The 22131-nt window shown below is 66.5% G+C and carries 19 protein-coding genes and 1 tRNA gene; 5 read left to right on the top strand and 15 right to left on the bottom strand.

Annotated features, from left to right (window positions below; all coding sequences use genetic code 11):
• The first annotated feature begins 90 nt into the window (after nucleotides 1-90).
• Nucleotides 91-1899, top strand: coding sequence for an AMP-dependent synthetase/ligase (locus LDO22_RS00310; RefSeq protein ID WP_224025660.1), 1809 nt, complete (start codon nucleotides 91-93; stop codon nucleotides 1897-1899).
• Between the two features lie 94 nt (nucleotides 1900-1993).
• Complete coding sequence (locus LDO22_RS00305; protein ID WP_224025659.1) at nucleotides 1994-3031, top strand: AAA family ATPase; 1038 nt, start codon at nucleotides 1994-1996, stop codon at nucleotides 3029-3031.
• Between the two features lie 157 nt (nucleotides 3032-3188).
• On the opposite strand, the gene LDO22_RS00300 is transcribed toward LDO22_RS00305, so the two are convergent.
• Nucleotides 3189-6587: a pyruvate carboxylase gene (locus LDO22_RS00300; RefSeq protein WP_224025658.1), complete on the bottom strand. Its 3399-nt coding sequence runs from the start codon at nucleotides 6585-6587 to the stop codon at nucleotides 3189-3191.
• Between the two features lie 301 nt (nucleotides 6588-6888).
• On the opposite strand from LDO22_RS00300, the gene LDO22_RS00295 reads away from it, so the two are divergent.
• Nucleotides 6889-7707, top strand: a complete 819-nt coding sequence (locus tag LDO22_RS00295) for a ParA family protein (RefSeq protein WP_224025657.1) — start codon at nucleotides 6889-6891, stop codon at nucleotides 7705-7707.
• Between the two features lie 100 nt (nucleotides 7708-7807).
• Here the strand turns inward: LDO22_RS00295 and LDO22_RS00290 are convergent, their stop codons facing one another.
• The 5 genes from LDO22_RS00290 to gcvH form a co-directional block, all read right to left on the bottom strand.
• Nucleotides 7808-8401 (bottom strand): MerR family transcriptional regulator, encoded by a 594-nt coding sequence (locus LDO22_RS00290; protein ID WP_018763528.1) that lies wholly within the window; start codon nucleotides 8399-8401, stop codon nucleotides 7808-7810.
• 233 nt (nucleotides 8402-8634) lie between these two features.
• The gene (locus LDO22_RS00285) at nucleotides 8635-9138 is read right to left on the bottom strand and encodes a bifunctional nuclease family protein (RefSeq protein ID WP_056331728.1); all 504 of its coding nucleotides are present in this window, start codon (nucleotides 9136-9138) and stop codon (nucleotides 8635-8637) included.
• Nucleotides 9138-9854 (bottom strand): MerR family transcriptional regulator, encoded by a 717-nt coding sequence (locus LDO22_RS00280; protein ID WP_018763526.1) that lies wholly within the window; start codon nucleotides 9852-9854, stop codon nucleotides 9138-9140. Before LDO22_RS00280 ends, LDO22_RS00285 begins: the two co-directional genes overlap by 1 nt.
• A 23-nt stretch (nucleotides 9855-9877) precedes the next feature.
• On the bottom strand, nucleotides 9878-10354 hold the full coding sequence (locus LDO22_RS00275; protein ID WP_159632263.1) for an FHA domain-containing protein: 477 nt from the start codon (nucleotides 10352-10354) through the stop codon (nucleotides 9878-9880).
• Nucleotides 10355-10511: 157 nt separating this feature from the next.
• The gene (gene gcvH / locus LDO22_RS00270) at nucleotides 10512-10898 is read right to left on the bottom strand and encodes a glycine cleavage system protein GcvH (protein ID WP_159632264.1); all 387 of its coding nucleotides are present in this window, start codon (nucleotides 10896-10898) and stop codon (nucleotides 10512-10514) included.
• A gap of 167 nt (nucleotides 10899-11065) precedes the next feature.
• Here gcvH and LDO22_RS00265 point away from each other — a divergent pair, with 167 nt between their 5' ends.
• Together LDO22_RS00265 and LDO22_RS00260 are read left to right on the top strand one after the other, a co-directional pair.
• Nucleotides 11066-11935: a DNA-formamidopyrimidine glycosylase family protein gene (locus LDO22_RS00265; RefSeq protein WP_224025656.1), complete on the top strand. Its 870-nt coding sequence runs from the start codon at nucleotides 11066-11068 to the stop codon at nucleotides 11933-11935.
• Between the two features lie 133 nt (nucleotides 11936-12068).
• Nucleotides 12069-13838, top strand: coding sequence for a polysaccharide deacetylase family protein (locus LDO22_RS00260; RefSeq protein ID WP_224025655.1), 1770 nt, complete (start codon nucleotides 12069-12071; stop codon nucleotides 13836-13838).
• A gap of 160 nt (nucleotides 13839-13998) precedes the next feature.
• Here LDO22_RS00260 and LDO22_RS00255 read toward each other — a convergent pair.
• From LDO22_RS00255 to LDO22_RS00215, 9 genes are all read right to left on the bottom strand, one after another.
• A tRNA-Pro gene (locus tag LDO22_RS00255) sits at nucleotides 13999-14075 on the bottom strand.
• A 137-nt stretch (nucleotides 14076-14212) separates the two neighbouring features.
• On the bottom strand, nucleotides 14213-15760 hold the full coding sequence (gene der, locus LDO22_RS00250) for a ribosome biogenesis GTPase Der (RefSeq protein WP_159632266.1): 1548 nt from the start codon (nucleotides 15758-15760) through the stop codon (nucleotides 14213-14215).
• 17 nt (nucleotides 15761-15777) lie between these two features.
• Nucleotides 15778-16431 carry a lysophospholipid acyltransferase family protein gene (locus tag LDO22_RS00245; protein ID WP_159635576.1) on the bottom strand — a complete coding sequence of 218 codons (654 nt, stop codon included), beginning with the start codon at nucleotides 16429-16431 and terminating at the stop codon, nucleotides 15778-15780.
• Between the two features lie 49 nt (nucleotides 16432-16480).
• Complete coding sequence (gene cmk / locus LDO22_RS00240) at nucleotides 16481-17194, bottom strand: (d)CMP kinase (RefSeq protein ID WP_159632267.1); 714 nt, start codon at nucleotides 17192-17194, stop codon at nucleotides 16481-16483.
• Nucleotides 17194-18303, bottom strand: a complete 1110-nt coding sequence (locus LDO22_RS00235) for a prephenate dehydrogenase (RefSeq protein ID WP_224025652.1) — start codon at nucleotides 18301-18303, stop codon at nucleotides 17194-17196. Before LDO22_RS00235 ends, cmk begins: the two co-directional genes overlap by 1 nt.
• A 3-nt stretch (nucleotides 18304-18306) precedes the next feature.
• Nucleotides 18307-19515, bottom strand: a complete 1209-nt coding sequence (locus LDO22_RS00230) for a pseudouridine synthase (RefSeq protein WP_159632269.1) — start codon at nucleotides 19513-19515, stop codon at nucleotides 18307-18309.
• 127 nt (nucleotides 19516-19642) lie between these two features.
• A complete protein-coding gene (locus LDO22_RS00225) occupies nucleotides 19643-20329 on the bottom strand; it encodes an SMC-Scp complex subunit ScpB (RefSeq protein ID WP_224025651.1) in 687 nt (228 codons plus the stop codon).
• Complete coding sequence (locus tag LDO22_RS00220) at nucleotides 20326-21141, bottom strand: ScpA family protein (protein ID WP_159632271.1); 816 nt, start codon at nucleotides 21139-21141, stop codon at nucleotides 20326-20328. Before LDO22_RS00220 ends, LDO22_RS00225 begins: the two co-directional genes overlap by 4 nt.
• 7 nt (nucleotides 21142-21148) lie before the next feature.
• Complete coding sequence (locus LDO22_RS00215) at nucleotides 21149-22048, bottom strand: AAA family ATPase (protein WP_079597205.1); 900 nt, start codon at nucleotides 22046-22048, stop codon at nucleotides 21149-21151.
• Nucleotides 22049-22131: the final 83 nt, after the last annotated feature.

Raw genomic sequence — 22131 nt, 5'->3', positions numbered from 1 at the left:
CAGTAGGTTTGTGTACTGCACTGTTCCGCCCGGGGTACTAGTCTTTAGGCAAACCCCCTGCGCGGGACTTCAGATATCAAAGGAGCTATAGTGCGCGAATTCAGTGTTCCGCCCCTGGTTGTTGTCCCGCCCGAAACCAACATCACTGACCTGGTGCTGCGGCAGGCGGCCAAGCCCAGCAACCCGGCACTGTTTTCCCGCCTGGACGCCTCGGGTGCGTGGCGCAACGTGTCGGCCACCGAATTCCTGGCCGACGTCAAGGCGTTGGCCAAGGGGCTGATGGCCAGTGGAGTCGGCGCCGGTGACCGTGTGGGCATCATGTCCCGTACCCGCTACGAGTGGTCTCTCGTGGACTTTTCCATCTGGTTCGCAGGAGCGGTCTCGGTCCCCATCTATGAAACCTCCTCCCCTTCCCAGGTGGCCTGGAACCTGGGTGACTCCGGCGCGGTGGCCGCGTTCGGCGAGTCCGCCCAGCACGAGAACGTTATCCGCCAGGCCGTCACCGCCGAAGGCCTGACGGACGTGCAGCACGTGTGGCAGCTTGAGGGCCAGGGCCTGGACAGCCTCCGGGAAGCAGGCCGCGGCGTCAGCGATGAGGACCTCGAGTCCCGCCGCAAAGCTGCGGGACTGCAGGACGTTGCCACCATCATCTACACCTCCGGAACCACAGGACGCCCCAAGGGCTGTGAGCTGACGCACGGCAACTTCGTGGAACTCTCGGACAATGCCCTGGGCATCATCGGCGAAATTGTCCACGAGCATGCCAAGACCATCATGTTCCTGCCGCTGGCCCACGTGTTTGCCCGGTACATCTCGGTACTGGCGATGGCAGCCGGAACCACGGTGGCCCACACCCCGGACATCAAGAACCTCCTGGCGGACCTGCAGAGCTACGAACCGACGTTCATCCTGGCGGTGCCCAGGGTCTTCGAGAAGGTCTACAACTCCGCGCTGACCAAGGCCGAGGACGGCGGCAAAGGCGCCATCTTCCACCGGGCCGCCGAGACTGCCATCGCCTTCTCGAAGGCGCGGCAGGACGGACGGGTGGGGCTGGGCCTGAAGCTGCGGCACGCGTTGTTCGACAAGCTGGTCTACGGCAAGCTGCGGGCTGCCATGGGTGGACATGTTGCCCATGCCGTGTCCGGTGGCGGCCCCCTGGGCGAGCGGCTGGGCCACTTCTTCCAGGGCATTGGCCTGCAGGTGCTGGAGGGATACGGGCTCACCGAAACCACCGCGCCCATCACGGTGAACACCCCGTCCCGGATCAAGATCGGTTCCGTGGGCAAGCCCCTCCCGGGCAACTCCGTCAAGATTGCCGACGACGGCGAGATCCTGGCCAAGGGAGTCTGCGTCATGCGCGGCTACTACGGGCGGGACGACCTCACCGCGGAGGCGTTCACGGATGGCTGGTTCCATACCGGGGACATCGGCAAGCTGGATGACGACGGTTTCGTCTGGATCACCGGCCGCAAAAAGGAAATCATCGTTACCGCCGGCGGCAAGAACGTCATCCCGGCCCTGCTGGAGGACCAGATCCGTGCCGACGCCCTGGTATCGCAGGTTCTCGTGGTGGGCGACAACAGGCCCTTCATCGGGGCCCTGGTAACCCTGGACCAGGAAGCCCTGCCGGGCTGGCTCCAGCGCCACGGCCTTCCGGCGGACACCACCCTGGAGCAGGCAGCGGCCAATCCAGTGGTTAAGGCAGCAGTGCAGGACCTCATTACCGCGGCAAATTCGTCGGTCTCCCAGGCCGAAGCCATCAAGTCCTTCCGCATCGTCCCGGCCGACTTCACCGAAGCCTCCGGGCACCTCACGCCGTCAATGAAGGTCAAAAGGTCACAGGTCATGAAGGACTTCGAAAGCGTAATCGAGGAAATGTACTCCGCCCCGCGCTCCTGAGGCCGGTAACACGAAAGGGTCCTCCCATGGCGGGAGGACCCTTTCCTGTTCCACGGACCACCCCTGGTTCGGCATCGGGTACTACAGTGGTTGCATGGCTGCCAGCCGCAAACCGCTCGATGACCTGCGCGAAACCATCGGACACCTCGCCGATCAGCTCAAGCTGCCCGGCGGTTCGGAGCGCGTGGACGACCTCGTGGGCGATCTCATGGGGGCCAGGCCCGGGCCGGCCCGGCCGCTGTCCGAAGTGCAGGCCGAACTCGACGCGCTGGTCGGACTGGAAACCGTGAAGGAACAGGTGCGGGCCCTCGTCGCACTGCTCCAGGTCCAGGCACGCCGTAAGGCGCACGGCCTGCCGGAGGTTGCCACATCACAGCACCTGGTGTTCCTGGGAAACCCGGGCACGGGCAAAACCACCGTGGCCCGGCTCCTGGCCGAGATGTACCGCGCGGTCGGCCTGCTGCAGAAAGGCCACCTGGTGGAGGTGGACCGTTCGGGCCTGGTGGGGCAGTACGTCGGCCAGACCGCCATCAAGACGGACCGGGTGATCCGGCGCGCGCTGGACGGTGTCCTGTTCATCGATGAGGCCTACGCGCTGGCCCCTGAGGACGGCCGGATGGACTTCGGCCCGGAGGCGATCGAGGTCCTGCTCAAGCGGATGGAGGACCACCGCCACCGCCTGGTGGTGATTGTGGCAGGGTATCCGGCGCTGATGGAGTCCTTCCTGCTCTCGAACCCCGGGCTGCGCTCCCGGTTCGCCCGTGAGATCACCTTCCCCGATTACTCGGTGGACGCGCTCCAGACGATCTTCCACCAGATGCTGGCCCAGCACGAGTACATGCTGGAGCCGGGTGCGGACCAGATGCTGCGCCGCATCTTCACCGGGCTCCATGCGGGCGAAGACTCCGGCAACGCGCGGTTCGCCCGCACGCTGTTCGAGCAGGCACTCAACCGCCAGGCGCTGCGGCTCTCGCTCGATGAGGAACAAAGCCTCGACGCCCTCGATCGTGAAGCCGTCATGACCCTCACCGCGGACGACATCGTCCAGGCCGCGCTGGCCCTCGGCGAGGAGCCGGAGCCTGAACCGGAGCCGGAACCGGAGCAGCCACGCTGGTGGCGCTGGCTGGCCTGACCGGACCACTGCGGCTTCGCACTGTTCCCGGGGTGGCGGGCTTCCCGTCTCCACGCAAAAAACTGCTCCCCGAAGGCCGGAACTGAATTCATCATCAGTCCAACTTCCGGGGAGCAGTTCACGAACGGGAGGACCCTTTCGCCGTCTCCGGTGAAGCCTACTGGTCGATGACCAGCAGCAGGTCTCCGCCCTGGACCTGTTCCACGGCGGAGATGGCGAGGCGGGACACCTTGCCGGCTACCGGCGTCGTAATGGACGCTTCCATCTTCATTGCCTCGATGGTGGCCACGGTGTCTCCGGCCTTGACCGTCTCCCCTGGCTTGACGGTGACGGTGACGGCACCGGCGAAGGGGGCGGCCACCTGGCCGGGCTGCGCGGGATCGGCCTTCTCAGCGGCCTTGACGTTGCTCACCACGGAACGGTCGCGCACCACCACGGGACGGGACTGGCCGTTCAAGGTGCACATGACGGTGCGCATGCCCTTCTCGTCCGGCTCCGACACGGCCTCCAGGGAGGCGATCAACCGTACGCCGCGTTCCAGCTGGATTTCGTGCTCGGTTCCGCGCTGGAGGCCGTAGAGGTAATCACGGGTATCCAGCACCGAGATGTTGCCGTATGTCTCCACGCTCTTCAGGTAGTCCTTGGTGGGCCCGTCGAAAAGCAGCCGGTTCAGTGTGTGCTGCCGGGTCTTGGAGTCGGACTTGAGCGCTGCGCTGTCCTCGGCGCTGAGCTCGACGTCGCGGACCTTGACGCTCCTGCCCTGCAGGGCCTTCGTGCGGAAGGGTTCCGGCCAGCCTCCGGGAGGATCGCCGAGCTCGCCGGACAGGAAGCCGATGACGGAATCGGGGATGTCGTAGTTCTGCGGGTTGGCCTCGAAGTCGGCGGGGTCCGCGTTGAGTCCCACCAGGTGCAGGGCGAGGTCGCCCACCACCTTGGAGGACGGCGTCACCTTGACCAGGTGGCCAAGGATCCGGTCGGCTGCCGTGTACATGTCCTCGATCGCTTCGAACCGCTCCCCCAGGCCCAGGGCCATGGCCTGCTGGCGCAGGTTGGAGAGCTGCCCGCCGGGGATCTCGTGCTTGTACACCCGGCCGGTGGGGCCGGGCAGGCCGGACTCGAACGGCGCGTAGACGCGGCGGACGGCCTCCCAGTACGGCTCAAGCGAGCTGACGGCGTCCAGGCTGAGGCCGGTGTCCCGGGGCGTGTGGGCCAGCGCAGCAACAAGGGCCGACGCCGACACCTGGCTGGTGGTGCCGGCCAGGGATGCGGAAGCCACGTCCACGGCATCCACACCGGCGTCGACAGCCGCCAGGAGCGTAGCCAGCTGGCCGCCGGCAGTGTCGTGGGTGTGCAGGTGGACGGGCAGGTCGAAGCGTTCACGCAGCGCCGCGACGAGCTTGGCGGCGGCAGCGGGCCGAAGCAGCCCGGCCATGTCCTTGATGGCCAGGATGTGGGCTCCGGCGTCGACAATCTTCTGTGCCAGCCCCAGGTAGTAGTCCAGGGTGTAGAGCTTCTCTTCCGGGTCCAGCATGTCGCCGGTGTAGCAAAGCGCCACCTCTGCGACGGCGGTGCCGGTGGCCCGGACCGCGCGGATGGCAGGAGCCATCTGGTTGACGTCGTTCAGGGCGTCGAAGATGCGGAAGATGTCAATGCCCGTGGCGGCAGCCTCGTTGACGAAAGCTTCAGTCACTTCTTCGGGGTAAGGGGTATAGCCCACGGTGTTGCGGCCACGCAGCAGCATCTGGATGCAGACGTTGGGCATGGCCTTGCGCAGTGCGGCGAGCCGGTCCCAGGGGTCCTCGCCCAGGAAGCGCAGTGCCACATCATAGGTGGCGCCGCCCCAGGCCTCGACGGACAGCAACTGCGGCATGAGGGCCGTAACGGCGGGGCCGGCGGCGACGAGGTCGCGGGTGCGGACACGCGTGGCCAGCAGGGACTGGTGCGCGTCACGGAAGGTGGTGTCGGTGACGGCAACGGCGTTCTGCTCACGCAGTGCCTTCGCGAAGCCCTCCGGGCCCAGCTCGAGAAGCTTCTGGCGTGAACCGGGTCCTGCCTGCATGTCCTTGACGTCGGGCAGCTTGTGGGCCGGGTCCGAATGCACGGCCAGGTCGCCGTTGGGCTTGTTGACGGTGACGTCGGCCAGCCAGGTCAAGAGCTTGGTGCCGCGGTCGGCCGAGACGCGGGCCTTGAGCAGTTCCGGGCGCTGGTCGATGAAGTTCGTGGCCACATCTCCGGCGATGAAGTCCGGGTCATCCAGCACAGCCTGGAGGAAGGGGATGTTCGTGGAGACGCCGCGGATGCGGAACTCCGCAAGTGCCCGGCGGGCGCGGGCAACCGCGGCGGGGTAATCCCTGCCGCGGCAGGTGAGCTTGACCAGCATTGAGTCGAAGTGGGGGCTGATCTCGGCACCGGAGTAGACCGTGCCGCCGTCCAGGCGGACACCGGCACCGCCTGCCGAGCGGTAGCCGGTGATCTTTCCGACGTCGGGGCGGAAACCATTTGCGGGGTCCTCGGTGGTGATGCGGCTCTGCAAGGCGGCGCCGCGAAGCCTGACCGTGTCCTGGGACAGTCCGAGGTCGGCGAGCGTCTCACCGGAGGCGATCCGCATCTGAGCCTGGACCAGGTCCACGTCGGTGACTTCTTCGGTGACGGTGTGCTCCACCTGGATGCGGGGGTTCATTTCGATGAAGACGTGCTGGCCTGCCCGCTCGCCTTCGGTGTCCACCAGGAATTCCACGGTGCCGGCGTTGACGTATTTGAGTGCCTTGGCGAACTTCACCGCATCGCGGTAGAGCGCCTGGCGGATGCTGTCGTCCAGGTTCGGGGCGGGCGCGATCTCGATGACCTTCTGGTGCCTCCGCTGGATGGAGCAGTCACGCTCGAAGAGGTGCATGACGTTGCCCTCGGCGTCCGCGAGGATCTGCACTTCGATGTGCCGCGGTCGAAGGACCGCCTGCTCCAGGAACATGGTGGGATCACCGAACGCAGCATCGGCTTCGCGCATGGCCGACTTCAGTGCTTCGGGCAGTGCCTCGCGGGTGTCCACCCGCCGCATGCCGCGGCCGCCGCCGCCGGCCACGGCCTTGGCGAAAATGGGGAATCCGATCTCATCGGCGGCGGCCAGGAGCTCGTCCAGGTCTTTGGACGGCTCGCTGGACTTCAGGACCGGCACCCCGGCCTCCCGGGCCGCCTTCAGGGCCGCCACCTTGTTGCCGGCGAGCTCAAGCACTTCGGCGGGCGGACCCACGAAAGTGATGCCGGCTTCCTTTGCGGCTCGTGCCAGTTCCGGGTTCTCGGAGAGGAAACCGTAGCCCGGGTAGATGGCGTCTGCGCCGGACTCCTTCGCGACGCGCACCACTTCCGCCACGTCCAGGTATGCGCGGACGGGATGTCCTTCCTCGCCAATCAGGTAGGCCTCGTCCGCTTTCTGGCGGTGGATCGAGTTACGGTCCTCTTGGGGAAAAACGGCAACGGTCTTAGCGCCCAGCTCGTAGCCGGCGCGGAAGGCCCTGATCGCGATTTCGCCGCGGTTGGCCACCAGAACTTTGGAAAACATACTTCTCCTGCATCATTGCGGGTGGATCGATGAGTGGTCACAGTGTCTAGGACCTGCAAGGACAAACACAAATCTTTGTGGCCACGGTCACAGATTTTCCCGTCATGTCCCGAACGCTTTCAGCCTGGCTGGCGGAAACCGCCCCGGCAGCACAGTCGGTGCCATGCCGACGCCCGATAAAGCAGGATTCGCCGACGCATCAACATATGATGAGTAGGGCGGCAGGACCGTCCGGCTTCGGCTCTGCCGAGGCAAACATTACCCCCAACACGGCATCCGGCGTTAGGTTTTGGTCTCTCAAGTGCAAGTAGTCAGCATCAGCAGCCTCAAGGGTGGAGTCGGCAAGACTTCCGTCACCACAGGATTGGCGTCTGCGGCGCTGGCCGCAGGAGTACGCACGCTGGTGGTGGACCTGGATCCGCACGCCGACGCCACCACCGCCCTAGGCGTGCAGCCGGGTGACCAGCTGGATATCGGCAGGATGCTGAAGAGCCCGCGCCGGGCGAAGCTGGCTGAGAACGTGGTGCGCAGCAGCTGGGCCGACCGCGCCCCCTCCAACGGTTCCGGGCCCGCCGTCCTGGATGTCGCCGTCGGCTCCGCCTACACCGGTATCTACGACCGGCCGGACCTTGGCCGCCGCGATCTCCGGCGGCTTTCGGCCGTGCTCGCCGGCGCCGCGGACTACCAGCTGGTCCTGGTCGACTGCCCGCCCTCGCTCAATGGCCTGACGCGCATGGCCTGGGCGGCCAGTGACAAAGTGGCCCTGGTTGCCGAGCCGGGCCTGTTCTCTGTTGCCGGTACCGAACGCACCATGCGGGCCATCCAGCTGTTCAAGCAGGAGTTTGCGCCCAATCTTTCGCCGGCAGGAATCGTTGCCAACCGGGTCCGGAGCGGTTCCTCCGAGCACACCTACCGGCTTGCGGAGATGGAGTCCATGTTCGGCGAACTCCTGCTGAGCCCGCGCATTCCCGAGCAGGCCAACTGGCAGCAGATCCAGGGCGCAGCCCACCCGGTCCACCATTGGCCGGGTGACTCGGCAAAGTCCGCGGCCGGCTTGTTTGACGACCTGCTGTCCAACCTGATGACGGCCGGCAGCGGCCTCCGCAGCCGCGCCCGCTGACCGGGACGTTCCGCAGGCCGCAAAAACCACAGCGCGTAAACGAATAAGGGGCCGCCCTCCAGCTGGAGGGCGGCCCCTTATTCGTATGGCTGCGGGTGGGTCAGCTGATCTTCCGCGCTGCCCGGCGCTTGCTTAGTTCGTCGTCCGGAAAGGACTGTTCGGCGGCGTGCTCGCTGGGCAGCGATGCGAGGCTGCCCTCGACCTCGCGCCATACGCGTCCCACTGCGATGCCGAACACGCCCTGGCCGCCCTGCACCAGGTCAATGACCTCATCGGCGGAGGTGCACTCGTAGACGCTGGCGCCGTCGCTCATGAGCGTAATCTGTGCCAGGTCCTCAACGCCGCGCTCCCGCAGGTGTTCCACGGCGGTGCGGATCTGCTGGAGGGAAACTCCGGTGTCGAGGAGCCTTTTGACCACTTTGAGGACCAGGATGTCGCGGAATCCGTAGAGCCGCTGCGAGCCTGAGCCGGCGGCGCCGCGGACGGCCGGTTCGACCAGTCCAGTGCGGGCCCAGTAATCGAGCTGGCGGTAGGTGATGCCTGCGGCCTTGCAGGCAGTGGGGCCACGGTAGCCGGCGTCCTCATCCAGTACCGGCAGGTCTTCGGTGAACAGGAGGCCTTGGGCACCGCTCACGGGCACAGCAACACCAGCCGTGGGCTGTTTAAGCCCGCCTGCTTCGCCTTTGGGACTCACCTGGATCCTCCTTGTCGTACGCTCCCCCGGAACTGATACAGCATCCTTGGCATGAAGACCATGGGTGTAATTTCTCCGCGGGGCGCACTTTCCAGTGTGACTTGCGCGGCTGCCGTAAGCAAGGGAACTTGATACTTCGACGTTAGGCCCGGCGGGTCCCGAGGTCAAAGACCTCGGGGGCTTCGAAGAGGCGTGTCGAAACTTTCAGCCTTAACTTTAACCTTAACGTGACCTTAGCCGTCGAAGTCCTCTGGTTCCACGTCGTCCAGGAATTCACGGAAACGCCGCAGTTCGCGCTCCTCGTCCACGGTGGGGCCCGGCTCGGCGTCTTCCCCCTCGTCGTGCTCTGTAATGCGGACGCCTGCCTCGTCCATTACGGAATCGGCACACCAGATCCGGCACTTGGCGCGCAGCGCGACCGCCAGCGCGTCCGAGGCGCGCGAGCTAACGGTGGTGCCGTTTTCGAACTGCAGCTGCCCGTAGAAGATGTTGTCCTCCACGGCCACGATGTTGACGCTGACCACGGAGTGGCCCAGCGACTCCACCACGTCCACCAGGAGATCGTGGGTCATGGGCCGGGGCGGGACCACGCCCTGCTGGGCCAGGGCGATGGCGCTGGCTTCCGGGGTGCCGATCCAAATGGGAACGTGGCGTTCGCCGTGCATCTCTTTGAGCAGGACCAGCGGCTGGTTGGAAGGCAGTTCGATGCGAACGCCTACAATCTCGACTTCGATCATCAGATGTCCATGCGTGAGATGTGGTCCTGCACCAGGGCCCGGTGCAGGGTGAGGCAAAGATCGCTGATCTCGCGGGCCGCCTCTGCCGCGCGTGCCTGGGATGCCGAGTCCTTGCGTGAGGCAAGCGGCGCGACAGCGCGTTCCACGAGGCCGAATTCCCGTTCGGCTGCTGCCTGGAAGGGCCTCAGGTGCCGTGGTTCCAGGCCGTGGCTTTCCAGCTGGACGCAGGCGCGGGCCACCTGGAGGGCGTGCTCGTCGAACTGGCCGTTGCTGTGGCTGATGAGGCCGAAGCTCAGGAGGGACTGCAGGAGCGGTACGCTGGCGCCGGACTCGGTACGGAGCTGCTCCTCGCTCAGCTTGCGGCCACGGTTCTGCAGTTCGGCGGCCAGTTCATCGGAGACAATGCGGGGGGAAACCACGACGCCGGGCGGCAGGTTCTCCGGCCGCTCTCCCCTGTCGATGGCGTCAAGGTAGTCCTTGATCACTTTCAGGGGCAGGTACTGGTCCCGCTGCAGGGCCAGCACGAACCGCAGCCGCTCCACGTCGCCGTCCGAGTACTGCCGGTAGCCGGCAGGGGTGCGCCGCGGGTTGATCAGTCCCTTTTCCTCCAGGAAGCGGATCTTCGACGCGGTCATGCCCGGGAAGTCGGCGCTCAGCTGGGCGAGGACTTCACCAATGTTCAGGACCTGGGGGCCCCGGCGTTCCGGTTGTGCCATTGCCACAGGCAGCGGTCCCCGGTTCAGCTGCGGCCTGCAGCCGTGGCAGGGCTCAGGTAGAAGGTGAGGCGGAACTTGCCGATCTGGACTTCGCTGCCGGACTTCAGCTCCACGCTGTCCACGCGGTCATGGTTGACGTACGTGCCATTGAGGCTGTTCTTGTCCACCACTTCGAAGCTGCGGGCGGTGCGCCGGAACTCCACGTGGCGCCGCGATACCGTGACGTCGTCCAGGAAGATGTCGGCGTCGGGGTGGCGCCCCGCGGTGGTCACATCCGAATCCAGGAGGAACCGGGCACCGGCGTTCGGGCCGCTGTGGGCAACGAGCAGCGCCGAGCCGGCAGGCAGGGCCTCCACCGAGTTGCGCTCTTCCGAGGACAGCTTGGGGGCGATGATGGGTTCGTCAGTGACGGGGGTGAGATGGATCGAGGTGGTCTCCGACGACCTAGCCGCACCCGTGCCGTATTCCCCATCGGCAGGGTTGTGTCTGTGGCCAGCCATGGATTCCTCCTCTTAGACGTTGCGGGCACTCAACCCGCAACCAACGGTTAGTCTCCGGTCCTGTCCGCCAGGTCCGGCACCGGCTCCCGATCCGGGCTCTGACGTGCGCAGACGCCATGCCCGCGACGCGGGGCCGGACCGGAAATACCGGTTAGCTTTAGCCTACCTGTTGTTCGTACTCGGATGCACTGAGCAAAGACTCAACGGCGTCAGGTTCGGCCAGTTTGATCTCGATGAGCCAGCCGTCGCCGTAGGGATCGGTGTTGATCAGGGCCGAATCGCTGTCAAGGGAGTCGTTGCGGGCCACGACTTCGCCGGAAACGGGCGCGTAGATGTCGCTCACGCTCTTGGTGGACTCAACCTCACCCACCACTTCGTTTGCCGTAATCTTCGTGCCGACCTCGGGCATCTGGGCGTAGACGACGTCTCCGAGCGCGTCCTGGGCAAAATCCGTGATTCCCACGCGGACCACGCCGTCGGCATTCGGGGCGGTAACCCACTCGTGTTCGGCGGTGTAGGACAGGTCTTCGGGAATGTTGCTCATGGGGGGCCTTTCATCGGGGTACGCGCCAATGTCACAAGGGGCCCGGAAATCGGGCCGCCGCTGAAAGTATAGGCATAACTGCCGGGGCCGGCACGGGCCTTTCTGACAAGATGGAACCCATGAGTGCAAGCACCGGTGCAGCGTCTTTGGGGAAGGTGGGGTAGGCCATGCCGGAACTGCCGGAAGTCGCAGGCCTGGCCGCGTTCCTTGATGAACAGCTGCGTGGCTGCGTGGTCACCAAACTGCAGGTTGTCTCCTTTGCCGTGCTCAAGACGGCCGATCCTCCCTATAACGCGGTCGAGGGCCGCACCGTGTCCGGCGTCCGGCGGTTCGGGAAGTTCATCAGCATCGATACCGACGGCATTTCCCTGGTGTTCCATCTGGCACGGGCCGGCTGGGTGCGCTTCACGGACTCCCCCGCCGACAGCCAGCTCCGGATGGGCAAGGGCCTCATCGCGGTCCGATGCGCTTTCTCCGGGCCGGATGGTCCGCGCGGGCTGGACCTGACGGAAGCGGGCACCAAGAAGAGCCTGGCTATCTACGTGGTGCGTGATCCGCAGGTGGTGCCGGGCATCGCCTCGCTGGGCCCGGACCCCTTCACGGAGGCGTTCGACGCCGGCATGCTGGCTGAGATCCTGGCCGGCAGTTCGCAGCAGATCAAGGGCCTCCTGCGCAGCCAGAGCGTCATCGCGGGGATCGGCAACGCGTACAGCGACGAGATCCTGCACGCGGCCCGCATCTCGCCCTTCGCCATCGCGAAGTCACTGGACCGGGAGACCGTACAGGTGCTGTACGACGCCATCCACAGCGTACTGGGCGAAGCGCTGGCGGAAGCGGCCGGCAAGCCGCCCAAGGATCTCAAGGACGTCAAACGCAGCCATATGCGGGTCCACGCCCGTGCCGGCCAACCCTGCCCGGTCTGCGGCGACACCGTCCGTGAGGTGTCGTTTGCGGATACCGCACTGCAGTACTGCCCCACCTGCCAGACCAAGGGCAAGATCCTGGCTGACCGGCGCACGTCCAAGTTCCTGAAGTAGGAAGACCAGGCACCCGGGACGTTGCACGGCCCGCCCGGGCAGATTCGGGACTTCCGGTCCTGCCCGGGCACGCCCCCGGGGCGTAGCGTCTTGATCAAGGCTTGCATGTCTCGGTCAGTACGAAGGGGTCACAATGCGCCGGTCCCGACCCGCCGTCCTCGGAATGGCCTTGGCCCTCGCCCTCGGCGGTGGCCTCGGCGGTACGGCTCTGGGTCCGCCCGCGGCCACGGCGTCAGCGGCAGCCTCGCACGAGAGCGTTCCGGCGTCGGCAGCGGTCCAGCAGGTTGGCGACGACGCGATCGTCCAGCACTATCAGCAGCTCGGCGGCGGCGCATCGTTCCTCGGAGCGCCCGTCGGCACCCCGTACGACATCGCTGGGGGCCGCGCCCAAAACTACGCGGGCGGCACCATCTACTGGAGCCCCGCCACCGGAGCCCACGAAACACACGGCTCAATCGGCGGACACTACGCAGAACTCGGCGGCCCAGCCGGCTTCCTCGGCTTCCCCCTCACCGACGAAACCGCCACCCCAGGCATCCCCGGCCGCTACAACAACTTCGCCGGCGGCACCATCTACTGGAGCCCCGCCACCGGAGCCCACGAAACACACGGCTCAATCGGCGGACACTACGCAGAACTCGGCGGCCCAGCCGGCTTCCTCGGCTTCCCCCTCACCGACGAAACCGCCACCCCAGGCATCCCCGGCCGCTACAACAACTTCGCCGGCGGCACCATCTACTGGAGCCCCGCCACCGGAGCCCACGAAACACACGGCTCAATCGGCGGACACTACGCAGAACTCGGCGGCCCAGCCGGCTTCCTCGGCTTCCCCCTCACCGACGAAACCGGAACCCCAGACGGCGTTGGCAGGTTCAACCACTTCGCCGGGGGCTCGATCTACTGGAGCCCCGCCACCGGAGCCCACGAAATACACGGCTCAATCGGCGGACACTACGCAGAACTCGGCGGCCCAGCCGGCTTCCTCGGCTTCCCCCTCACCGACGAAACCGGAACCCCAGACGGCGTTGGCAGGTTCAACCACTTCGCCGGGGGCTCGATCTACTGGAGCCCCGCCACCGGAGCCCAGGAGGTGCATGGAGCCATCCGGGCCCAGTGGGCGGCCCTCGGTTGGGAGCACAGCAGGCTCGGCTACCCGACCAGCGACGAGTATGGCATCACGGGCGGACGACGCAGCGACTTCCAGCACGGTTCGATCCTGTGGCATGAGGCCAGCAGCAGGATTGAGGTCATCCATGCCACTATCCCGGCGGCACTTCTGGGCGTGGACCTCGAGCGTATTCCGACCACGCAGAAGGTTGTCGCACTCACGTTCGACGCCGGCGCCAACGACGCCGGCCTGCCATCGATCCTCAGCACCCTCACAGCCAACGGGGTCCCCGGCACATTCTTCCTCACCGGAAACTGGGTCAACCAGTTCCCCTCCGACCCGGCCCTGATCTACAACGCGGGGAATCGAATCGGCAACCACTCCATGACCCACCCGGACTTCACCACCCTGACCGACGCCCAGATCGCGGCCGAGATCAGCGGCGCGCAGAGGGCCATCGAGGCCGCAGGAGGCGACCCGCTCCCGTTCTTCCGCTTCCCGTTCGGCGCCCGCGATTCGCGCACGATCGCCGACGTCAACGGCGCCGGCTACGCGGCGGTCCGGTGGACCGTCGACACCCTTGGCTGGCAAGGCACCATGAACGGAACGCGCGGCCCGGCCTTTATCGTCCAGCGCGTCATGGCTTCCGCGCAGCCCGGTGAGATCGTCCTGATGCACCTCGGCTCGAACCCGGACGACGGCTCAACGCTCGACGCTGCGGCCCTCCCCCAGGTGATCTCCCAGCTCCGGGCGGCGGGCTACGGCTTCGTCACCCTCGACGCGGCCCTCGGCTGACTGTCCACCATGCCCTGCACCACCCAGGACACCCCCAACCGGACATTTCACCCCCGGCTCCCGGGGTGATTTGTCCACATGACGGTGCGCAGCCGGGAATGACCATGAAACCCAAAAAAGCGGAAAGCGCCGGAGAAATTCTCCGGCGCTTTCCGCTTTTTGGTCGGGCTGACAGGATTTGAACCTGCGACCCCTTGACCCCCAGTCAAGTGCGCTACCAAGCTGCGCTACAGCCCGCTGGTTCCGCCGTTCTCCGCTGAACTCAAATCCGAAGATCTTCATCAGCAGTCCGGCCGAACCACCTAGAAGAGCTTACACGATCCGGAGGGGTGCCAGTGACACTTTCCGGTGATCAGCCCCAAGGTGTGTCGCAATTAACGCTTCCGGCCACGCTTCTCGCGGACGCGCATGCTCACCTCGATGGGCGTGCCCTCGAATCCGAAGGTCTCGCGCAGGCGCCGCGTGATGAAGCGGCGGTACCCGGGATCCAGGAACCCGGTGGTGAACAGCACGAACTTCGGCGGACGGCTGGAGGCCTGGGTGCCGAAGAGGATGCGGGGCTGCTTGCCGCCGCGGACCGGGTGCGGATGTGCGGCAACGAGTTCACCCAGGAAGGCGTTGAGGCGCCCGGTGGGGATACGCCGGTCCCAGTTCTCCAGTGCAAGGTCCAGGGCCGGGACCAAGCGGTCCTTGTGCCAGCCGGTCTTTGCCGAGATGTTGACCCGCGGCGCCCAGTCAACGTGTGCCAGGTCCTGTTCGATTTCGCGCTCCAGGTAGCGGCGGCGTTCGTCGTCGAGCAGGTCCCACTTGTTGAAGGCCAGGACAAGGGCGCGGCCGGACTCGATGGCCAGCTGGAGGATGCGGACGTCCTGTTCGCTGAGGACCTCGTCCACGGCGAGGAGCACGACGGCGACCTCCGCCTTCTCGAGCGCGGCCTGCGTCCGGAGCGAGGCATAGTAGTCCGCGCCCTGTGCCATGTGCTGGCGGCGGCGGATGCCGGCGGTGTCCACGAAGCGCCAGGTGCGGCCGCCGAGTTCGATGAATTCGTCCACCGGATCACGGGTGGTGCCGGCGGTGTTGTCCACCACCACGCGTTCGGATCCGGCGAGCTTGTTCAGCAGCGAGGACTTGCCCACGTTCGGGCGGCCGATCAGGGCGATACGCCGCGGACCGCCGGAGCGTTCCACGCCTTCAACGGTGGAAAACTCGGGCAGGACATCCATGACGTGGTCCAGGAGGTCGGCCACCCCGCGGCCATGCAGGGCCGACACCGGGTAGGGCTCGCCGAAGCCAAGGCCCCAGAGTGCTGCGCTGTCCGCTTCCTGGGCAAAGTCGTCCACTTTGTTGGCCACCATGATGACCGGCTTCTTGCTGCGGCGCAGCATCTTCATGACGCCCTCGTCCGTGGCGGTGGCGCCGACGGCGGAGTCCACCACGAACAGGACGGCGTCAGCGAGTTCCACGGCCATCTCGGCCTGCTCCGCGACCCTGGCGTGGATGCCGCGGGCGTCGTGTTCCCATCCCCCGGTGTCCACCAGGGTGAAGTTGCGTCCGTTCCAGTTCGCGGAGTACATCACGCGGTCGCGGGTTACGCCGGGAGTATCCTCCACGACCGCTTCGCGGCGGCCCAGGATACGGTTCACCAGGGTGGACTTGCCCACGTTCGGACGTCCGATAATGGCCAGGACGGGGTCCAGCTTGAGGGGACCTTCGAGGTCCTCGTCCCCGTACTCGCCGCTCAGCAGGGCGGCGTCGTCCTCGTCCAGCTCGTAGTCCTCCAGGCCGGCCCGGAGGGAGGCGGCGCGGAGCTCGGCCTCGTCGTCCCCAATCGCCGCCAGGCGCTCTGCAACCTGGTCGGTGCCGGTGGGGGTGTATTCGTCGTCGGCGCCGGAGTGCCCGGAAGCCTGGGTGGTGTCGCTCATTGCACTGTCCTTAGTGGTCATCTGCCGGCGTCCCCGGCTACTGCTGTCAAGTCTTTGTGGTCAGCGAAGGGCAGGGTCTGCCCGCTGAGTTGGATGGTGTCCTGGACGTGCCCTGCCAGCGCTGCACGGATGTCCTGCGCGGCCCTGTCCATTGAAGCACGGCCGGTTTCCCCGGCCCTGCGGGCCAGGGTCAGGGCTGACCCGAAGCTGACGTGGAAGCGCCGACCGGGCCGTGGGACGAAGTCCAGGTGCTCATCGCCCTGGCGGGTGCCCAGGATGGCTACCGGCACCACGGGGGCTCCGGAATTCAGCGCCAGCCAGGCCACGCCCCCGTTGATGTCCGCGGCTGCGCCGCTCCCCCGGGTCCCTTCCGGAAGAATCCCTACGCAGCGCCCGGCGTCGAGCACGTCCTTGCAGCGCTGCAGCGCTGCTCGGTCACCGCGGCGGTCCACGGGCAGCTGCCCGGACGCGGTGAGCACGCGGCCCAGGAAACCTTTGAACATCTCCTGCTTCACCAGGATGTGCATCGGACGCGGCGCGGCGCCAAACATCACCGGCCCGTCAAGGAAGCTGATGTGGTTGCCTGCGAAGATCACCGGTCCGCCGGTGGGGACATTGGTCCTGCCGGTCACGGTGGTCCGGTAGACCAGGTGGTCAAGGATCCAGCCCACCGGCCTGCTCCATGCCGTGGTCAGCCCGGACGGCAGGCCGGGCCCGGCGTCAGTCACGGTTCAGGACCTTGGTGACGATGACGAGGGCGGCATCCACGGTCTGTTCGAAGTCGAGGTCCGAGGAGTCCAGCGTCACCACCCCGGAAGCGGCTTGCGTGAAGTTCACCACGGTGGAGTCCTTGGCATCGCGGTGCGTGACCTGGGCTGCCAGTTGCTCGGCGTTCTGAGTACCGCCCAGCTGGATGCCCCGCCGGCGCAGGCGGGCTTCCTCGCTGGCGGTGAGGAGCATGCGCACCTCGGCCCCGGGCGCGACGACGGTGGTGATGTCCCTGCCTTCCACCACCATCCGGCGGTGGTGCTTTTCGATCAGGTCCCGCTGCCGCCGGATCAGTTCGGTCCGGGCGCCCAGGGTGGTGGCGACGGCACTGACGGCGGAGGAGATGGCCGGCTCACGGATGGCGTCCGTGACGTCCACGCCGCCCACCCGGACATATTCCTCCATGGGACTGGTGCTCAGTTCCAGGACGAAGTCCCTGGATGCCTGTTCCACCGCCGCGCCGTCCTCAAGGTCGATGCCTTCGGTCACGCAGTACCAGGTCAGGGCACGGTACATGGCGCCGGTGTCCAGGTAGGCCAGCCGGAGCCTGCGCGCAACTTCCTTGCTCACGCTGGATTTTCCGGAGCCTGAAGGCCCATCGATGGCAACCACCAGCGGCCGGCCGATGCGCAGGGCGCGCATGGATTCGAGGAGTTCCTGTGTCATTACTGAAGTACCCGCCATCCGCGGTCGTTGAGAGCTTCGATCAAGTGGTCGTGCTTGTTCGGCAACACGGAGATTTCCACCATACCCACGTTTTGGCCTGACGAGTGGTCAAGCCGCATGTCCTCCAGGTTGACGCCGATCTCCCCGATCTCGGTGAGCAGCCGGGCGATCTGGCCAGGCTTGTCATCCACCAGGACGGTAAGCCATGCATAAGCCTGCGGCGGACCACCGTGTTTCCCGGGGATCCGCGCCTGGCCGGCGTTGCCCTCGCTGATCAGCTGCGCGAGGTCCAGCCGGGCCCCGGGTGCGGTGGGGTTCTCCAGGGTTCCAATCAACCGGTTCAGGTCGTCCCGGACACCGTAGAGGATCTCCACCACCTTGTCCGCGTTGCCGCCGAGGATCTGGACCCACAGGGTGGGGTCGCTGGCCGCGATCCTGGTGACGTCACGCAGTCCGTTGCCTGCCAGGGACAACGCGTGCAGAGGAGTTCCCTGCAGCCGGCTGGCCAGCAGTGAGGACATCACCTGGGGCAGGTGCGAGACCAGTGCCACGGCTTCGTCGTGTTCGTCCGCCGTGAACTGCGAGACGACGGCCCCCAGGTCCGAGGCGAGCGAGCGGGCCACCTGCAGGGCGCCACCGGACGTTTCCTCGGAGGGGCAGAGCACCCAGGGCATGGACGTGAAGAGCTCACCGCGCGCCGCTACGGGGCCGGACTTTTCGCGGCCCGCCATGGGGTGGGTCCCCACGTAGCGGGAAAGGTCGACGCCCGATTCCCGCAGCCGGGCCAGGATGCCCGCCTTCACGCTGGCGATGTCGATGACCACAGCGTCCGGGTAGTTGGACAGCGCGGCAAGGACGACGTCGGCCGTGACGTCCGGCGGGGCGGCCACCACCACCAGCTGCGGCGCTGCATCGCCCAGTTCCGGCAGCGGGCGGCCGGCACCGATGTCCACGGCCACCGCCTGGTTGGTGGGCGACGGGTCCGAGAGGAACACGGGTACGCCGCGCCCCCGCAGGCCCAGCCCAATGCTGGTGCCCAGCAGCCCGGTGCCGATGACCACCACCGGGCCATCCAGGTGGCCGCGGCCCTGGCTTTTGAACGCGGACATGCCTCAGAGCCCTACGGATGCCAGCAGGTGGCCGACTTCCTGCTTGCCCAGGTTGCGGATGCTGCCCTGGCGCTGGTCGCCGAGCCCGATGGGGCCCACCTTGACGCGGACCAGCCGCTGGACCGGGAAGCCAACGGCGTCGAAGAGGCGCCGGACAATGCGGTTCTTGCCGGAGTGGAGTACAACCTCGATCAGCACATGGCCCGGGGTTGAGTCCACCAGGCGGAAGGAGTCAACGGAAGCGAAGCCGTCCTCCAGCTCGACGCCGGCCTTCAACTGGGCGCCAACGCCCTGCGGGAACGGTCCGCGCACCTGCACCAGGTAGGTCTTGGGAACCTCGTAGGAGGGGTGAGTGAGCCGGTTGGCGAGTTCGCCGTCGTTGGTCAGCAGCAGCAGGCCTTCGGTGGCGACGTCGAGCCGGCCAACGTGGAAGAGGCGTTCGCCGGTGTTCTTGTTGTTCTTCAGGAAGTCGCTGATGCAGGGCCGGCCCTCGGGGTCCTCCATGGTGGACACCACGCCCTTGGGCTTGTTGAAGACCATGTAGACCAGGTTTTCGTCCAGCTGGATCCGCAGGCCGTCAACGTGGATTACGGCAGTCTTGGGGTCTACGCGGACACCGAGTTCGGTGACTACCTGGCCGTCAACTTCGACACGGCCCTCGGCGATCATCTCTTCGCAGACGCGCCGGGAGGCGACTCCTGCGGAGGCCATCACCTTCTGGAGGCGCACGCCGTCGGCATCGTGGAGTTCGGACTGGGGAACGTTGCCCCGGGGACCCTTCTTCCGTGCAGGCTTGCGGACCGGCCCCAGGTTCTGGCCAAAGCGTTCGCTGCCGAAAGCACGGGAAGCGGCTGCTCCGGGAGCGCCCGTTCGCGGCTTGGGCTTGAGCGCACCGGGGGTTCCGGGGGCTTTCCCGGCACCGGGCTTGCGGGCCGCGGGCTTGCGCGACGACGGCTTGGCACCCCTGGCGGGCTCGGCTCCGCGTCCCTGCTGGTCCCCCGCGAGGTCGGGGTCGATGAAGCGCTCTTCGCGCGGCTTGGGCGCGCGGTGCGGGCGGTCCCCGCCGAATCCGGAGGATCGCTTGCCTGCTCCGCCGCGGGAGCCCCCGCTGAAGCTGCCGCCCTGTGCCGGGTTGCGCTGTGAACTGTTGCGTTCGTTCCCGCCGCGTCCCGAACCGTTACGTGGTGAACCCTGGCGTCCCGCCTGTGTCATGACCCGTCCTTCAAATGTGTATTGGCCGGCTGAGATGTCCAAGGACAACCTTAGCCAGCCGCGCAGACTTCGTCTGCCCTGATAAATAACCGTGCTGGATGGACTGTTGCGGGCAGGGGTGTCCTGCCTACATCGTCCCGGCGTCGTAGAACTCTGCGATCCCGTCGAGCCCCGGAAGGTGCGGCGACAGTTGGGGCAGGTCCTCCACTGAACTGATTCCCATCCGTTCGAGGAAATACGAGGTAGTCCGGTAGAGGATTGCGCCGGACTCGGGATCTGTTCCCGCGTCCTCGATCAGCCCGCGCTGGGCCAGCGTCCGTACGACAGAGTCAACATTGACCCCGCGAATTGCAGACACGCGCGCCCGGGAAACGGGCTGGCGGTACGCGATGACCGCCAGTGTTTCCAACGCCGCCTGGGTGAGCCTGGCAGTCTGCCCCTCAAGCACGTACTTGCCCACAATGTCGGCAAATTCCGTGCGGGAGTAGATGCGCCAGCCACCGGCGATGTTCCGCAATTCAAAACCCCGGGGACTGGAACCGATACCAGCGCTGCTGGCACTCTCCACCTCCGGGGCTTTAACAGTATAGCCGTTATAATCGCGCTGCAGTTCTGCCAGCAGAGAGCGGACCGAGTCCACCGTTAGCCCCACCCCTGCCGCCAGCTCCTCCTCCGTGGCCGGTTCGTCCAAAACCATGAGGACGGCTTCCAGGGCAGCCTTGGCGCCGCCGGGAAGGTCGGCGAAGGCGGGGCCGTGGCCGGCGTCGTCCTGCCACCGCGTCTGCTGCGGCTGCGTATCCTCCTGCGGGTTCACAGTTGCTCCTCGAATTCTTCGCTTAGGTTTTCCGCCGACCAGTCCCGGCGGTCGGCCGTCCAGTGGATGGCAAGGTCCGCCAGCGGGGAGAGCTGGTCGAACGAGACAGCCCGGTCCCGGAACAACTCCAGCAGGGCCAGGAACCGGGCCACCACCACCAGGGTGGACTCGGCGTCGGCAATCAGGGAACGGAATGTCAGGGGTGACTCCTGCTGGAGCCTGAGGCCCAGCACTTCGGCCTGCTCCTTGACGCTGACATTGCCGCCGTGCAGGTGGCCGAGGGCAACCTGTGGTGGCTGCGCCGGCGCCTTGGGCCGAAGCGCGGCTTCTGCCAGTGCAGCGAACTGCCGGGGCGTATGTTTCCAGACGAGCTCGGGGAGCATGGCTGCGAAATGTTCCTCGAGTGCCACCTGCCGTGGAAAGCGGCGGCCTTCCTGGTGCAGGGTTTCGCCCATGATGCCTGCCACCTGCTTGAAGGCCTTGTACTGGAGCAGCCGGGCAAACAGGAGGTCCCGCGCTTCCAGCAGGGCGATGTCCTCGTCGTCCTCGACTTCTCCGGCCGGGAGGAGCCGTGCTGCCTTGAGGTCAAGCAGGGTGGCGGCAATCACCAGGAACTCGCTGGCCTCGTCCAGGGCCCATTCTTCACCGAGCTCCTGCAGCTTGCGGATGTACTTGATGAACTCATCGGTGACCGTGGCGATGGCAACTTCGGTGATGTCCAGCTGGTGCTTGGCGATCAGTCCCAGGAGGAGGTCGAACGGACCCGTGAAGTTGGCCAGCCGCACCTCGAAGCCGGGTTTGGTCTCGGCCACGGCGTGCTTAGGGTGCGCCGCCGCGGGAGATCAGCTCCTTGGCCAGCCGGCGGTAGGCGTCAGCACCCACGTGGTTTCCGGCGTAGCTGGTGATGGGCTCCGCAGCCACGGTGGCATCCGCGAACTTGATGGAGCGCTTGATGACGGTTTCAAAGACTTTGTCACCGAACGCCTCCACCAGCCGGGTGATCACTTCGCGGCTGTGCAGCGTGCGTGCGTCGTACATGGTGGCCAGCACGCCGTCCACCTGCAGCCGCGGGTTCAGCCTGTCCTGGACCTTGTCGATGGTCTCAACGAGGAGGGCCACGGCGCGGAGCGCGAAGAACTCGCAAATGAGCGGGATGATGACGCCGTGGGCCGCGGTGAGGGCGTTGACGGTCAGGAGGCCCAGGGACGGCTGGCAGTCGATGAGGACGACGTCGTAGTCGTCTTCGACCTTCTTCAGCGCACGGTCCAGGACCTGTTCGCGCGCCACCTCGTTCACCAGCTGCACTTCCGCCGCGGAGAGGTCGATGTTGGCCGGCAGCAGGTCGACGTTCTCGACACCGGTCTGGTGGATGGCGTCGCGGATGTCCACCTTGCGGTCCATCAGGACGTTGTACACGGTGAGGTCGAGTTCGTGCGGGTTGACGCCCAGGCCCGCCGACAGCGCACCCTGGGGGTCGAAGTCCACCAGCAGGACACGCCGGCCGTATTCGGCGAGTGCCGCGGCCAGGTTGATGGTGGAGGTGGTCTTCCCGACGCCGCCCTTCTGGTTGACCATGGCGATGACGCGGGCCGGACCGTGGGAGGACAGCGGCGCGGGTTCCGGGAACTCGCGGTATGGGCGACCCGTGGGGCCCATCACCGCGTTTTCCAGGTCGAATTCCGTGCCCTCCAGAGTTGCTGAACCCTGTTCGCTGCTCACGTATCTGTCCACACTTTCGATGACGGTGATTTCCTGCCGCTGGCTGACCAGCGCCGTTCGTTCTGCTCCCTAGGTTACAGCGC

The sequence above is a fragment of the Arthrobacter sp. NicSoilC5 genome, from assembly GCF_019977395.1.
GTDB lineage: Bacteria > Actinomycetota > Actinomycetes > Actinomycetales > Micrococcaceae > Arthrobacter.
Note: the sequence above shows the minus strand (reverse complement) of the source record. Positions and strands in the feature narration are given on the sequence as shown.

Coding starts and splice junctions, on each gene's coding strand:
- LDO22_RS00305 (WP_224025659.1), top strand. CDS start 1,994: ATGGCTGCCAGCCGCAAACCGCTCGATGACCTGCGCGAAACCATCGGA.
- LDO22_RS00300 (WP_224025658.1), bottom strand. CDS start 6,587: ATGTTTTCCAAAGTTCTGGTGGCCAACCGCGGCGAAATCGCGATCAGG.
- LDO22_RS00285 (WP_056331728.1), bottom strand. CDS start 9,138: ATGATCGAAGTCGAGATTGTAGGCGTTCGCATCGAACTGCCTTCCAAC.
- LDO22_RS00280 (WP_018763526.1), bottom strand. CDS start 9,854: ATGGCACAACCGGAACGCCGGGGCCCCCAGGTCCTGAACATTGGTGAA.
- LDO22_RS00275 (WP_159632263.1), bottom strand. CDS start 10,354: ATGGCTGGCCACAGACACAACCCTGCCGATGGGGAATACGGCACGGGT.
- gcvH (WP_159632264.1), bottom strand. CDS start 10,898: ATGAGCAACATTCCCGAAGACCTGTCCTACACCGCCGAACACGAGTGG.
- LDO22_RS00265 (WP_224025656.1), top strand. CDS start 11,066: ATGCCGGAACTGCCGGAAGTCGCAGGCCTGGCCGCGTTCCTTGATGAA.
- LDO22_RS00260 (WP_224025655.1), top strand. CDS start 12,069: ATGCGCCGGTCCCGACCCGCCGTCCTCGGAATGGCCTTGGCCCTCGCC.
- der (WP_159632266.1), bottom strand. CDS start 15,760: ATGAGCGACACCACCCAGGCTTCCGGGCACTCCGGCGCCGACGACGAA.
- cmk (WP_159632267.1), bottom strand. CDS start 17,194: ATGACACAGGAACTCCTCGAATCCATGCGCGCCCTGCGCATCGGCCGG.
- LDO22_RS00235 (WP_224025652.1), bottom strand. CDS start 18,303: ATGTCCGCGTTCAAAAGCCAGGGCCGCGGCCACCTGGATGGCCCGGTG.
- LDO22_RS00230 (WP_159632269.1), bottom strand. CDS start 19,515: ATGACACAGGCGGGACGCCAGGGTTCACCACGTAACGGTTCGGGACGC.